This is a genomic window from Minwuia thermotolerans, from assembly GCF_002924445.1.
Classification (GTDB): domain Bacteria; phylum Pseudomonadota; class Alphaproteobacteria; order Minwuiales; family Minwuiaceae; genus Minwuia; species Minwuia thermotolerans.
This window is the reverse complement of sequence record NZ_PIGG01000064.1, coordinates 145,739-159,187: the sequence shown is the minus strand read 5'-3', so window position 1 is coordinate 159,187 and position 13,449 is coordinate 145,739. Positions and strand designations below refer to the sequence as shown.

The 13,449-nt window shown below is 68.1% G+C and carries 12 protein-coding genes; 5 read left to right on the top strand and 7 right to left on the bottom strand.

The genetic code is table 11. The features are described from left to right. Positions 1-3 precede the first annotated feature (3 nt). Positions 4-819, bottom strand: coding sequence for an NUDIX hydrolase (locus CWC60_RS17865; protein WP_109795272.1), 816 nt, complete (start codon positions 817-819; stop codon positions 4-6). Between the two features lie 211 nt (positions 820-1,030). Here CWC60_RS17865 and CWC60_RS17860 point away from each other — a divergent pair, with 211 nt between their 5' ends. After that, a complete protein-coding gene (locus CWC60_RS17860) occupies positions 1,031-3,133 on the top strand; it encodes an AsmA family protein (protein WP_478212112.1) in 2,103 nt (700 codons plus the stop codon). Between the two features lie 40 nt (positions 3,134-3,173). Next, positions 3,174-4,007, top strand: a complete 834-nt coding sequence (locus tag CWC60_RS17855) for a mechanosensitive ion channel family protein (RefSeq protein ID WP_206420007.1) — start codon at positions 3,174-3,176, stop codon at positions 4,005-4,007. 15 nt (positions 4,008-4,022) lie between these two features. Here the strand turns inward: CWC60_RS17855 and CWC60_RS17850 are convergent, their stop codons facing one another. The 6 genes from CWC60_RS17850 to CWC60_RS17825 form a co-directional block, all read right to left on the bottom strand. Beyond that, positions 4,023-4,613 carry a hypothetical protein gene (locus tag CWC60_RS17850; RefSeq protein ID WP_109795270.1) on the bottom strand — a complete coding sequence of 197 codons (591 nt, stop codon included), beginning with the start codon at positions 4,611-4,613 and terminating at the stop codon, positions 4,023-4,025. Then, positions 4,610-5,491: an Hsp33 family molecular chaperone HslO gene (gene hslO, locus CWC60_RS17845; protein WP_241147950.1), complete on the bottom strand. Its 882-nt coding sequence runs from the start codon at positions 5,489-5,491 to the stop codon at positions 4,610-4,612. The genes CWC60_RS17850 and hslO overlap by 4 nt, the downstream gene beginning before the upstream one ends. After that, positions 5,470-6,402 (bottom strand): ornithine carbamoyltransferase, encoded by a 933-nt coding sequence (argF, locus tag CWC60_RS17840; protein ID WP_109795268.1) that lies wholly within the window; start codon positions 6,400-6,402, stop codon positions 5,470-5,472. Before argF ends, hslO begins: the two co-directional genes overlap by 22 nt. Further along, complete coding sequence (locus tag CWC60_RS17835; protein WP_109795267.1) at positions 6,399-7,586, bottom strand: aspartate aminotransferase family protein; 1,188 nt, start codon at positions 7,584-7,586, stop codon at positions 6,399-6,401. The genes argF and CWC60_RS17835 overlap by 4 nt, the downstream gene beginning before the upstream one ends. A 126-nt stretch (positions 7,587-7,712) precedes the next feature. After that, the gene (locus CWC60_RS17830) at positions 7,713-8,504 is read right to left on the bottom strand and encodes an ABC transporter permease (protein WP_109795266.1); all 792 of its coding nucleotides are present in this window, start codon (positions 8,502-8,504) and stop codon (positions 7,713-7,715) included. 116 nt (positions 8,505-8,620) lie between these two features. After that, on the bottom strand, positions 8,621-10,279 hold the full coding sequence (locus CWC60_RS17825; protein ID WP_109795265.1) for a thiamine pyrophosphate-binding protein: 1,659 nt from the start codon (positions 10,277-10,279) through the stop codon (positions 8,621-8,623). A 142-nt stretch (positions 10,280-10,421) separates the two neighbouring features. Here CWC60_RS17825 and CWC60_RS17820 point away from each other — a divergent pair, with 142 nt between their 5' ends. From CWC60_RS17820 to CWC60_RS17810, 3 genes are read left to right on the top strand one after another with little or no spacing between them, the layout of a single operon-like run. After that, positions 10,422-11,570 (top strand): acyl-CoA dehydrogenase family protein, encoded by a 1,149-nt coding sequence (locus tag CWC60_RS17820; RefSeq protein ID WP_109795264.1) that lies wholly within the window; start codon positions 10,422-10,424, stop codon positions 11,568-11,570. After that, positions 11,567-12,604 (top strand): acyl-CoA dehydrogenase family protein, encoded by a 1,038-nt coding sequence (locus CWC60_RS17815; protein ID WP_109795263.1) that lies wholly within the window; start codon positions 11,567-11,569, stop codon positions 12,602-12,604. The genes CWC60_RS17820 and CWC60_RS17815 overlap by 4 nt, the downstream gene beginning before the upstream one ends. A 4-nt stretch (positions 12,605-12,608) precedes the next feature. Further along, entirely contained in the window at positions 12,609-13,376 is a 768-nt protein-coding gene (locus CWC60_RS17810) for an enoyl-CoA hydratase (protein WP_109795262.1), read from the top strand. Positions 13,377-13,449 lie beyond the last annotated feature (73 nt).

Sequence of the window (13,449 nt, the reverse complement as noted above, 5' to 3'; positions counted from 1 at the left end):
GTCTCAGGCGGCGCCGACGTCGAAGCTCGGCCCGCCGAAACCCGCCTCCACGGGAATGTCGATCATGCGCCGATCGCCGCGGCGGTAGACGTGCGGCGTGACCACCACCGGCGGGTTGCGCCGGGCGTGCTCCAGTGCGTCGGCCACACTCTCCGTCCGTGCCAGCCGGACCAGATTGAGCCGCGTGGCGAACACCATCGTGACCTGTCCGGCTTCGGCCTGGCGGATGGCCTCCCCGGGCCGGACCCAGACGCTGTCGACAGCCTCGGTGCCGTCATGGCTGGCCAGGGCCGACTGGGCCTCCGGCATTTCCGCGATGAAGAACGGCGTGTCGAAGCGTTTCGGCAGTACCGGCGGGGTGATCCAGTGGGCGAACGGCACCAGACTCTGCAACGGAAAGCGCAGATCCTCGCGCTCGGCCATCTCCCCCATGGTGACGCGATTGGCTTCCAGGTCCGCCGCATAGCGGTCCTTCAGCTGTCCGCTCCGCGCGGCGCCAAGGGCGCTGCCATCGGCCTCGAGCGCCAGCAGCACGCCGATCTCCTCGAAGGCTTCACGGATCGCAGCCACGCGGAAGCCGAGGGCGATGTCGTCCAGCGGATCGGCGTCCAGCGCGCGGGACCGGACCCGCACATCGGAATCCTCGGGATCGACCTTGCCGCCGGGGAAGACCATCGCGCCCGAGGCGAAGTCGATCTCGTGATGGCGGCGGACCATGAAGACCTCCAGCCCCTCCACCCCGTCGCGGATCAGCAGGAGGCTGCTCGCAGGCCTTGGCTTCACATGGTCGAACTTGCCGCTCAGATCGGGACCGGACATCCACACTCCCCCGTTTCATGTCAGGTGCGAGGAGGCTATCGCATATCCGCCGCGCCGGGTGAAACGCTGTTTCGGCGCGGGGCCCATGACGGCCCGGCGATCCGGCATGCGACGTGCTATGTAGGGGTCGGCGGCGGCGAAATCGTGACCGGGGAACGGGAATTGTCTCATCTTGTGATATCCGCCTACCGCGCCGGCATGTTTAGACTGTATCGGGCGTCATCGCGGGTCCGGCGGCAGCCGGGCCCATCGTCGCAGAAGCAGGAGGACATCCCTCGTGAAACGGTTCCTGATCATCGTCGCGGCCATTCTGGTCATTCTTGTCGCCGCCGTGGTCGCGCTGCCATTCGTCGTGCCCAAGAGCGCCATGGTCGATTTCGTGGTCGCCAAGATGGAGGAGGCGACGGGCCGGAAGGTCACCGTGGGCGGCGAACCCGAGTTCTCGGTCTTTCCGGACGTCACCCTGTCGATCAATCAGGTCTCGCTTTCCAATTTCGAAGGCGGCTCGACCGAGAACATGGCCGAGATCCGCTCTGCCGATATCAAGGTCGACCTGATGGCGGCGCTCTCCGGCGAAGTGGTCGTCCGCCGCTTCGTGCTCGTGGAGCCGGTGATCGTTATCGAGAAGAACGCGGAGGGCCGCTTCAACTTCGACTTCGGGGGCGCCACGGCCGCCGCCGGCGACGGTGAGAAGCTGGAGCGCAGCGGCGAATCGGGCGGCGGCGACCTGGTGCTCTCGCTGGACGATTTCCGGATGGAAAATGCGACAGTGGTCTACATCGACGCCCAGACCGGCGAGCGCCACGACATCAGCGGTCTGAACACGACGATGTCCCTGCCCTCCATGTCCGGTCCCTTCGACATGACCGCCGATGCCGAATGGCGCGGGCGAAGAGTCAACATCGTGGCCCATGTCGACGACCCGTCGGCAATCACGGCGGGCCGTCAGACAGCGATCAACACCGAGGTTTCCAGCGACGACCTGTTCTCCATCGCCTTCAACGGCGCCGCCACGGCCGGCGCCGCGCCGGAGGCCGCCGGCCGCGGCGCGGTTTCCGTCGCCAATGTGGCGGAACTGCTCGCCTGGGCGGACATCGCGCTGGGTCCCGACGTCAGGCTGCCCGGCACCCTGTCCCTGGAAGGCGACATGACGGCGTCGCCGACGCGCCTGGCCATCGCCGAGGCCGCCATTCTCTTCGACAAGAACCGCATCGAGGGCTCGATCGCCGCCGAACTCTCGGGCCAGCGCCCGGCGGTCACCGCCGAGCTCACGGCCGGCGACCTGGACTTCCGCGCCTACCTGCCCGAGGGCGGCGGCGCGACGGCGCCGGGAGGCGACGGCGCGGCCCCGGCGGGAAGCGCCGACTGGTCCGACGACCCCATCGATCTGAGCGCGCTCGGCGCAGCGGACGTGGACCTGTCGCTCAAGGCCAGTTCGATCACGACGGGCATGCTGGATGTCGGCGCCACCGACATCGCCGTGACCGGCCGCGGCAACGGCGCCGAAGTGACGCTGCGCCAGCTCGCGCTCTACGAGGGCAATGCCACCGGCAGCGCAAAGATCGACCTGCGCGGCGCGGAGCCCGGCATGTCGGTGAAGCTGGAACTCGCCGGCGTGCAGGCGCGCCCGGCGCTGCAGCAGTTCGCCGATTTCGGCGACTTCCTCGGCACGGTGAACGCGGACTTCGATCTCACCACCCGCGGCAACACCGAGCGGAAGCTGGTCTCGGCGCTGAACGGTGCGGGCCGGATCACGGTCACCGACGGCGCCATCATCGGCTACAACCTCGCCGCGGCGGTGCGCAATGTCTCCACCGGCGGACTCGACATGACCTACGACAAGTCGGAGAAGACGGACTTCGCCGAACTGTCGGGCAGCTTCACGGCAAAGAACGGTCTGATCCACAATCCGGACCTGGCCATGAATGCGCCGCTGCTCCGGGTCACGGGCTCGGGCGACATCGCCCTGCCGCCGCGCACCATCGACTACCGTGCGGTGCCGAAAGTGGTGGCCAGCCTGACCGGTCAGGGCGGCGGCGACGACCGCGGCATCTCGGTACCGATCCTGATCAGGGGCTCCTGGGACGATCCCTCCGTGCAGCCGGACATGGAAGGCGTCGTCAGGGGCGTTCTGGAATCGCCGGTGGATGCAGCCAAGGGCGTGGCGGACACGGTCAAGAACGTCGGCGAAGGCGGCGCGGGCGCGGTCAAGGGCGTGCTCGACAGCGTGACCGGCAATAATAGCGGTTCGGAGAAGGGCGATGACCCCGTCTCCGGCGCCACGAAGAAGCTGAAGGGCCTGTTCGGCGACTGAGACAGGGGCAACGACAACAAGAAATCGGAGAAGCCATTCAATGACGGAAATGGAAGCATCGAACATCGGTGAGTTCCTGACGGCCTACTTCATCGAGTACGGCCTCGCGGTAATCGGCGTGGTGATCATCCTGATCGCCGGCTACTTCGCCTCCAACTGGGCGGCACGGCTGGTGCGGGCCGGCCTGATGCGCACCGGCAAGATGGACCCGATGGTCGCGCGCTTCACGGCGACCATCGCCCGCTATGGCGTCCTCGTCTTTGCGGTCATCGCCGCGCTCGACCAGTTCGGCGTGGAAACCACCAGCTTCGTCGCCGTGCTCGCCGCCGCCGGTTTCGCCATCGGCCTGGCCTTCCAGGGCACCCTGGGCAACCTGTCAGCGGGCGTGATGATCCTCGTCTTCAAGCCGTTTCGGCAGGGCGACTACATCGAGGGCGGCGGCACCTCCGGCACCGTCGAAGACGTGCATCTGTTCATGACCGAGCTGAAGACGCCGGACAACGTGCAGATCATCATGCCCAACGGCCAGCTGTGGAACACCGCGATCAAGAACTACAGCTTCCATCCCACGCGGCGGCTCGATCTGCTGCTCGGGATCGGCTACGGCGCGGACATCGGCGCCGCGATCGAGGCGATCAGGGAGATGGCGAACGCCGACGAGCGCGTCCATCCAGATCCCGCCCCCATGGTGGTGGTTTCCAACCTGGGCGAGAGCTCGGTGGATCTGACCATCCGGCTGTGGTGCAACGCCACCGACTACTGGGGTCTGAAGTGGGAATTCACCCGCGCGCTGAAGGAGAAGATGGACGAGCTGGGCGTCGAGATTCCCTTCCCGCAGCGCACCGTCCACATGGTGAAGGACGCGGCGGACTGACCCCCTTGCCGCCGCTCAGAGTACGAAGTCGCCCAGGTGTTTCGCGATTTCGTCCTCAAGGCGGCGGTTGAGGTCGCGACCCATCTGCTCGACGAATTCCACCAGCACAACATCGCGTTCGTTCAGGGTCAGGTCGTCGCGGATCGTCTGGGAACGCTCGACGACCGCATGGGCGAAGCCGCGGCCGCGCGCGTTGGCGACGTCGATGCGCACCTCGATACGGCCGGCGAACCGGCTGCCCTGCTGGGTCTTGAACAGCGCCTGCAGGGACTTGTCCGTCGCCAGATCGGTTTCCGTGATCGACGCGTCCAGGACGGCATAGGTGGCCTGCCCGCCCGACCCGGCGGCCCGGAGCCTGTCGCGAGCCCAGTTGGCCGCGACCCGGGCCGGCGGCGTCGGCAGCAGATGCTCGATGTTGGGCGGCTGTCCCGGGGCGACGAAGGGCTGGCGGACGTCCAGCGTCGCGGTGTCCAGCCGGATCGGCGGCAGGTGCCGGAACGTGACCTGGGGCACCGGCTCGGTGAACTCATCTGGCGCGCCGCCTTCACAAGCGACGAGGGCGAAACCGCCGGACAGGACCAGAAAACCGCGCCTCGTCAGGATCATTCCGTCTCTCCCAGCAACTCCCCGGCGGAGAAATCATAGGCCCGCGCACAGAACTGGCAGGTGACAGTGACCTTACCCGATTCGTCGGCAAGGTTCCTGATCTCCTCTTCCGGGAAGCGCCGCACCACGCTCACCACCCGATCCGCCGAGCAGGTGCAACGGTCCTTCAGCGGCTGCACGTCGTGCAGCCAGACACCATCCTCGTGGAACAGCCGGTAGAGCAGCTCCGGCGCCGTCAGGGACTGGTCCAGCAGTTCCTGCGGCTTCACCGTCCGCGCCAGAACCTGGGCCGTATTCCAGTCCTCGGCCGCCTTGTCCTCGTCGGGGTCCTTGGGCAGGGACTGCAGCATCAGACCGCCGACCCGCCAGGCGCCATCCGGGCCACGCGTCGATACCGCCCGGAACAGGGTCGGAAGCTGTTCGGACTGCTGGAAATAGTGCTCGGCGCAGCTCGGCAGATCGTCGCCCAGCAGTTCCACAAGACCCTGATAGCGCTGGCGGTCGCCCTCCCGGTCGATGGTCAGCGCCAGGCTGCCCCGCCCAAGCAGGCTCGCGGCGGGACTGGCTCCGACGGCTTCGCCCTCCTGCCGGCGCAGCCGGACATAGCCGCGCAGGTCGCCGCGGCCCCGATAGTCGCAGACCAGCATGTTGGCCGGGCCGTCGCCCTCCGCCTGGAAGGTGAAGATGCCGTCGAAGTCCAGTGCGCTGCCGATCATCGCCGACAGCGCCAGGGCCTCGCCCAGCAGGGCCGCCGGCGCCGGCGGCAGGTCGTGACGGTTCAGGATGGCGTCCGCGACCGGCCCGAGACGCACGAGCCGGCCGCGGATCTCTCGGCCGTTGAGGTGGAAAGGCTGGATCAGGTCGTCGTCGAGAGACACCAATTGAGAATGCCCTTCTGTGCGTGGACGCGGTTCTCCGCCTGGGCGAAGACGACCGACTGCGGGCCGTCGATCACCTCCGGCGTGACCTCCTCGCCGCGGTGGGCGGGCAGGCAGTGCATGAATATGGCGTCGGGCCTGGCCGCCGCCATCAACGCGCTGTCGACCTGGAAGGGCGCCAGGCGATTGTGCCGGTCAGCGGCGTCGTCGCCCATCGAGACCCAGGTGTCGGTGACGACGCAGTCCGCGCCGTCCACCGCCGCCCTGGGATCGTTCGTCAGGATCACGTCCCCGCCATTGTCGCGGGCCCACCGCAGCACCTTCGGATCGGGCTCCAGGCCCACCGGGCAGGCCAGGCGCAGGCGGTAGCCGAAGCGCGCGGCACCTTCGATCCAGCTGTTGGCCATGTTGTTGCCGTCGCCGCACCAGGCCACGATCTGGCCGCGGGACGGCCCGCGATACTCCTCCAGCGTCAGCACGTCGGTGACGAGCTGGCAGGGATGGCCGGAATCGGACAGGCCGTTGATCACCGGCACGGTCGCGTGTTCGGCCAGTTCCGTCAGATTCTGCTGGGCGTAGGTGCGCAGCATGATGGCGTCGCAATAGCCGGACAGCACCCGCGCGGTATCGGCGATGGTCTCGCCGCGGCCGAGCTGGAGATCGCCGGCGTTCAGGATTGTGGTCTCGCCGCCGAGCTGGCGCATGGCGGCGTCGAACGACACTCGCGTGCGCGTCGAAGGCTTTTCGAAGATCATCACCAGCAGACGGCCGTCCATCGGCCGGTCGTCGTCGGGCGCCGCCTTCGGTCTGCCCTGCCGGGCCGCCTTGCGGCGGCCCGAGTCCTCCAGCACCGCCCGAAGCTCGGCCTCGGGCGTCTCCGCGATGGAGAGGAAATGCGCGCCCTGGATCATGACGCGGATTCCCCGCCAGCCAGATCCCGGCAGGCGCTCTCGATCAACTCCAGGGACTCGTCGACCTCTGCGTCGGTCACCACCAGCGGCGGCAGGATACGGACGACATTGTCGCCGGCCGGCACGGTCAGCAGCTGCCGCTCCCTGAGCGCCGTCGCCACGTCGCCATTGGTCATGGCGCATTCCAGGCCCAGCATCAGGCCCGTGCCGCGGATACCCTTGATCACCGTCGGATAGCTGTCGGCGATGGCGGCCAGGCCCTGCTTCAGGCGGCTGGAGACCACGTTCACGCGCTCCAGGAAGCCTTCGGCCAGCACCTGGTCGATGACCGCATTGCCCACGGCCATGGCCAGCAGGTTGCCGCCATAGGTCGTGCCGTGGCTGCCGGCGGTCATGCCTTTCGCGGCCTCCTCGGTGGCGAGGAAGGCGCCCAGCGGGAAACCGCCGCCGATGCCCTTGGCCAGGCCCATGACATCGGGGGCGATGTCGGTCCACTGGTGCGCGAACAGCTTGCCTGTCCGGCCCATGCCGCACTGGACCTCGTCCATCAGCAGCAGGATGCCGTGCTTGTCGCAGAGCCTGCGCAGGCCGGTCAGGAAGGCCCGCTCGCCGACGCGGACGCCGCCCTCGCCCTGTACCGGCTCCACCAGGATCGCGGCGGTGTTCGGGCCGATCAGCTTCTCGGTCGCCGCCAGGTCGCCGAAGGGCGCCTGATCGAAGCCGTCCACGACCGGGCCGAAGCCGTCGAGGATCTTCTTCTGGCCGCCGGCCGCCATGGTGGCGAGCGTGCGGCCGTGGAAGGCGCCCTCGAAGGTGATGACGCGGTAGCGTTCGGGATTGCCGTTGGCGCTGTGATACTTTCGGGCGGTCTTGATGCAGCCCTCCATCGCCTCGGCGCCGGAGTTGCAGAAGAACACGGTGTCGGCGAAGCAGTTGTCGACCAGCTTCTTCGCCAGCCGCTTCTGGCCCTCGATCTCGTAGAGATTGGATGTGTGCCAGAGCTTGCCGGCCTGATCGGTCAGCGCCTTGACCAGCGCCGGATGGCTGTGGCCCAGCAGGCTGACGGCGATGCCGCTGCCGAAGTCGAGGAATCGTCGGCCGTCCGCCGTGAAGAGGGCAGCGCCCTCACCCCGCTCGAAGGAAATTCCAATCCGGGCATAGGTGGGCATTACGGCTTCGATCATTCTCGCCTCCAACGGCGGTTCTGCTGTGTCGATACAGACTATGGCGGGTTTGGAGTACCTGTTCACCGCCCGCGGGACTGGCCTGAGCGGGAAAAGGCGGGGGTGTATCGGGCGCTTGCCCTACGGTCAAGCCTTGAGGTTGTAGCCTCGTCGGACCAGGGCGTAGGCCCAGACCGCCAGAACGGCGTCGATCGCGAACAGCACGGCGGCGCCGAGGCCCAGGGGCGCGTCCCCCTGGCCGACCAGCGCGTGGCGGAAACCGTCGATGGCGTAGAAGAACGGGTTCACGTGTGCAATCGCCTGTGCGAATTCGGGCAGTCGCTCGATCGAATAGAATGTGCCGGAAAGAAAGGCAAGCGGCGTGATCACGAAGTTCGTGATGAAGGCCAGATGATCGAACTTGTCGGCCCAGAGCCCGGTCAGGAGGCCGATGAGCCCCATCATCAGCGAGGCCAGCAGCACGAACAGCACCGACCAGCCAATCGAATGGATCGGCAGTTCGACGAAGAAGGACATCGCCACGATCACCGACACGGCGACGGCGAAGCCCCGGGTCACGGCCGCCGCGGCCATGGCGGAGACCATCTCCGCGGGGCTGAGCGGCGGCATCAGCAGATCGACGATATTGCCCTGGATCTTGGCGATCAGCAGCGCCGACGACGAGTTGGCGAAGGCGTTCTGGGTCACCGCCATCATCGCCAGGCCGGGCGCCAGGAACACCTCGAAGGGCACGCCGCCCACCGGTCCGCGCATGTCGCCGAGCGCCAGGTTGAAGATGGCGAGGAACAGCAGCGTCGTGATGATCGGCGCGAAGATGGTCTGCCCCGCGACCTTGACGAAGCGGTGGACCTCCTTCGAGTAGAGGGTCCAGAGACCGATCCAGTTGACGCGTCCGATGTCCTGGGGCTTGGGCTGCATGACGGTTCCCGGAGAGCGGCCCGGTGCCGCGTGGGTGACGAAGCCCTTCACCTAGAGAGCGGGCCGCGTTTGGGCAAGCCCTGGCTTCGCCGCATCTCGTCCGCCGTGGCCCGTGTCTATCCCTTCGACTGCAGGCCGGAAATGGTGACCGTCGGCGAGAGCACGTCGGGGTCGATGCGGACCTCGATGATCGACGGGCCGTTCTGCTGCAGCGCCGTCTCCAGCGCCGGCCGGAAGTCCTCCGTCTTTTCGACGACCGCACCGTGGCAGCCATAGGCCCGCGCGAGATCGGCGAAGTTCGGGTTCTTCAGCACCGTCGCGATCTCGCGGCCGGTGTAGTCCCGCTCCTGGTGCATGCGGATGGTGCCGTACATGGCGTTGTTGATGACCAGGAACACGATCGGCAGGTCGTACTGGGCCGCGGTCGCGAACTCCTGGCCGTTCATCATGAAACAGCCGTCGCCGGAGAAGCTGATGACATGGCGGTCGGGGTGCACCAGCTTCGCCGCCACCGCCGAGGGCACGCCATAGCCCATGGAGCCGGAAGTCGGCGCGAGCTGCGTGCGGTAGCGCTTGTAGCGCATGAAGCGGTGCAGCCAGACGGTGCAGTTGCCGCCGCCATTGGCGTAGATCGTGTCCTCGGGCAGGTTCTCCGACATCCAGTTGACGATATCGGCCATCTGCACGTCGCCGGACATCGGCACCGGCGTCGTGAATTCCAGGAAGCGCCGGTGCGCCGCCTTCGCCACGCCCCTGTCCTTGCGCACGACGATGTTTCCGATGGCGCCGGCGAAGCCCGCGGGGGTCGCCACCAGCCCGAGATCCGCCTGGTAGACCCGGCCGATCTCCTCCGGGTCCGGATGGACATGCACCAGCCGCTGCACGGGGCGCGGAATGGCCAGGTAGGAATAACGCCCGCTGGTCATCTCGCCCATGCGGGCGCCGACGACGATGACCAGATCGGCTGTCCTGATCCGCTCGACCAGTTCCGGGTCGGGCGCGATGCCGGCGCAGCCCGCATAGGCCGGCCCGCGATTGTCCACATAGTCCTGGCAGCGGAAGGAGGTCATCAGCGGGATGTCATTGGCCTCGGCGAACTTCGAGAGCTTCCGGCCGGTCTCCTCCGACCAGCGCCCGCCACCGACGATAATCACCGGCCGCTCGGCCGCCGCGACCATCGCCTCGAAGCGGGTGATGTCCTCGCGCACCGGCGCGTAGTCCGGCGCGTGGAAGGGCGTGCCCAGCGCACCTTCGGCGTGATCGCGCAGCATGTCCTCGGGCAGCGAGATCGCCACAGGCCCGGGCCGCCCGCCGGCGGCGGTATGGAAGGCGTGGCTGACGAACTCGGTGGCGCGGCCGGCGTCCTGCAGTTCGCCGGTCCACTTGGTGACCTGGCTGAGGAAGCGGCGGTAGTCGAGTTCCTGAAAGGCCTCGCGCTCGGTCTGGTCGCGGGCGACCTGGCCGATGAAAAGGATGACCGGCGAGGAATCCTGATGCGCGATGTGCAGCCCCGGCGTCGCGTTGGTCGCGCCGGGGCCCCGGGTGACGAAGGCGATGCCGGGCTTGCCGGTCAGCTTGGCGTAGGCGTCGGCCATCATCGTGACCCCGCCTTCCTGGCGGCAGGTGATCAGGCGGATGTCGGGCCGGTCGTGCAGGGCGTCCAGGGCGGCCAGATAGCTCTCGCCCGGCACGCAGAAGGCCAGGTCCGCGCCGTGATGGGCCAGCGCGTCGACCAGAAGCTGCCCGCCCGTGCGCCGATTGGTGTTCGTGGTCATCCCCCGCCTCTCCGCCAAGCCTCCGAAGCCCAGCGACGCTACGGCCCGGCCGATCCGCGCGCAAGACCGGCGCGTAAGCAAGATTGACCGGACCGCGCCTGCTGATAGGTTTGGCGGCCGGGGAGAAATCAGGGACAGACCGATGGGATTCTTCAATTTCGAGCCGCTCACGCTGCCGCCCGAGGCCGAGGCCCTGCGCGGCGAGGTGCGCGAGTTCATCAAGGAAAACACCGCCCACATGAAGCCCGTGGACCGGGCCTTCAACTGGATGGGCCGCGACCGCGACTTCTCGCGCAAGCTGGGTCAGCGCGGCTGGATCGGCATGACCTGGCCGAAGAAATACGGCGGACACGAGCGCACCTTCCTGGAGCGCTATGTCGTCATGGAGGAACTGCTGGCCGCGGGTGCGCCGGTGGCCTCCCACTGGGTCGCCGACCGGCAGAGCGGGCCGATGATCCTGTCCGTCGGCACCGAGGAGCAGCGTGAATTCTTCCTGCCGAAGATCGCCGCCGGCGAGTTCAGCTTCTGCATCGGCATGTCGGAGCCGGATTCGGGCTCCGACCTCGCCGCCACGCGTTCGCGGGCGACGAAGGTCGACGGCGGCTGGCATCTGAACGGCACCAAGGTCTGGACGTCCGGCGCGCACACCGCCGACTGGATGATCGGGCTGTTCCGTTCCGATCCCAATCCGGAAAGCAAACACCAGGGTCTGACCCAGTTCCTGATCGACACGAAGTCGGAAGGCCTGTCGATCCGGCCGATCATCAACCTGGCCGGCGAGCACCATTTCAACGAATGCGTCTTCGAGGACGTCTTCGTGCCCGACGAGCGGCTGATCGGCAAGGAAGGCGACGGCTGGCACCAGGTGACCAGCGAACTCGCCTTCGAACGCAGCGGCCCCGAACGCTATCTCTCCTGCATCCAGCTCATCTACGAGATGCTGGCCGTGGCGCAGCACCGCGGCGACCCGGCGCTGACCGAGGAGCTGGGCCGGATGACGGCCCATGTCATGACGCTCCGGCGCATGTCGCTGGCGGTCGCCGGCAAGCTGCAGCGCGGCGAGAACCCGGCCCTTGAAGCGAGTGTGGTCAAGGACGTCGGCGGCGTCTTCGAGCAGTCCATCCCGGAAATCGCCCAGCGCCTGATCGACGAGGAACCGACGCTGCAGGACGGCACGGACTTCCAGGAAGTGCTCGCCTTCCTGATGCAGGAAGCGCCCAGCTTCTCCCTGCGTGGCGGCACCCGCGAGATCCTGCGCGGCATCATCGCCCGGGGGCTCGGCCTCAGATGAGCGAACTGCGGAACATCCTGACCGACAGCGTCAACGGCCTCTTCGGCGACCGCGTGACGAAGGAGCTGCTGACGCAGTTCGATGCCGACGGCAATGACGGCGGCCTCTGGGACGAGGTCGAGGCGCAGGGCCTGACCCGGCCGCTGGTCTCCGAGGAGAACGGCGGCGTCGGCGGCGAATGGCGCGATGCGCATGTGCTGCTCTACGCCAGCGGCTATCACTGCGCGCCGGTGCCCATGGGCGAGACGATCCTGGCGACCTGGCTGGCCGAGAAGGCCGGCCTGCCGGTGCCGGACGGCGTCTCTACCGTCATCGACGGCCGCGACACGCTGAAGCTGGCGGGCGGCAAGCTCTCCGGCGCTGCGGGCCGCGTGCCCTGGGCGCGGAAGGCCGGTCACGCCATCTTCGTCGCCGAGGACGAGGGCGGGCCCAAGATCGGCCTGCTCGACCTCTCGCAGGCGAAGATCGGGGAAGGCGAGAACGTCGCCAAGGAGCCGCGCGACGACGTCACCGTCGACGGTGTGCCGGTCGAGACCGTCCCCCTGCCCAACGACATGCCGGCCGACGGCGTGCTGCTCTACGGCGCCATGATCCGCGCCGCGCAGCTTGCCGGCGCGCTGGAGAAGGTGCTGCAGCAGGCTGTGCAATACGCCAACGAACGCACCCAGTTCGGCCGTCCCATCGGCAAGTTCCAGGCGATCCAGCAGGAACTGGCGAAGACCGCCGGAGAAGCGGCGGCCTCCGGCGTCATCGCCGAAGCGCCCTTCGCCGCGCTGGACGAGGGCCGGCCGGCCGAGTTCCTGATCGCGGCGGCGAAGGCCCGCGCATCGGAGGCAGCCGGGATCGCCGCCTCGGTGGGTCATCAGACGCACGGCGCCATCGGCTTCACCTACGAGCACAGCCTGCACTTCGCCACGCGCCGGCTCTGGTCCTGGCGATCCGAGTTCGGCGGCCAGCGCTTCTGGTGGCGCCGGCTGGGCGAACGGTCGGTCGGGCGCGGGCCGGACATGTTCTGGCCCGACATCACGGGATAGGCGCATGAGCAACCACGAACTGGTGCGTGTCGAGCGCGAGGCGCGTGACGGCGGCCCGATCGCACGGCTGATTCTGAACCGGCCGGGCAAGCTGAACGCCATGTCGCGGCAGATGAACCGGGAACTGCGGGAGGCGGCCCGCGAGCTGTCGCAGGATCGGGACCTGCGCGCCGTCGTCCTGCAGGCGGCGGGCGACCGCGCCTTCGTCGGCGGCGCGGACATCGGCGAGATGTCGCAGATGGACGGCCCCTCGGCGCGGGAATTCATCACCAACCTGCATCTGGCCATCGACGAGGTGCGCCGCATGCCCGTGCCCGTGATCGGGCGCATCCATGGCTACTGCCTGGGCGCGGGACTGGAACTGGTCGCCGCCTGCGACTTCCGCGTCGCCAGCGACAACGCGAAGTTCGGCATGCCCGAGGTCCGCGTCGGCCTGCCCAGCGTCATCGAAGCGGTGCTGCTGCCCCATGTCATGGGCTGGGGCAAGGCCGCCGAAATACTGCTGACCGGCGACATGATCGATGCCGAGGACGCGCGTCTCTGCGGACTGGTGCAGAAGGTCACGACGAAGGACAGGCTGGACGAGCAGGTCGACGCCTGGCTCGGCTCCATCCTCGCTTCCGGCCCGAAGGCCGTGCGCCAGCAGAAGAAGCTGATCCGGGCATGGGAGAACATGCCCATCGACGCCGCGATCCGCGCCGCCATCGACGCCTTCGAGGAGGCCAATCGGGGGCCCGAACCGCGCGAATACCTGTCCAAGGCGCTCAGGTAACCCCTTCCCAGCTCCCCTCGCCGCCGCCCCCGCCCTGTGCGGGGGTGCGGCAAGAACCTGATGCGGGTTGCTG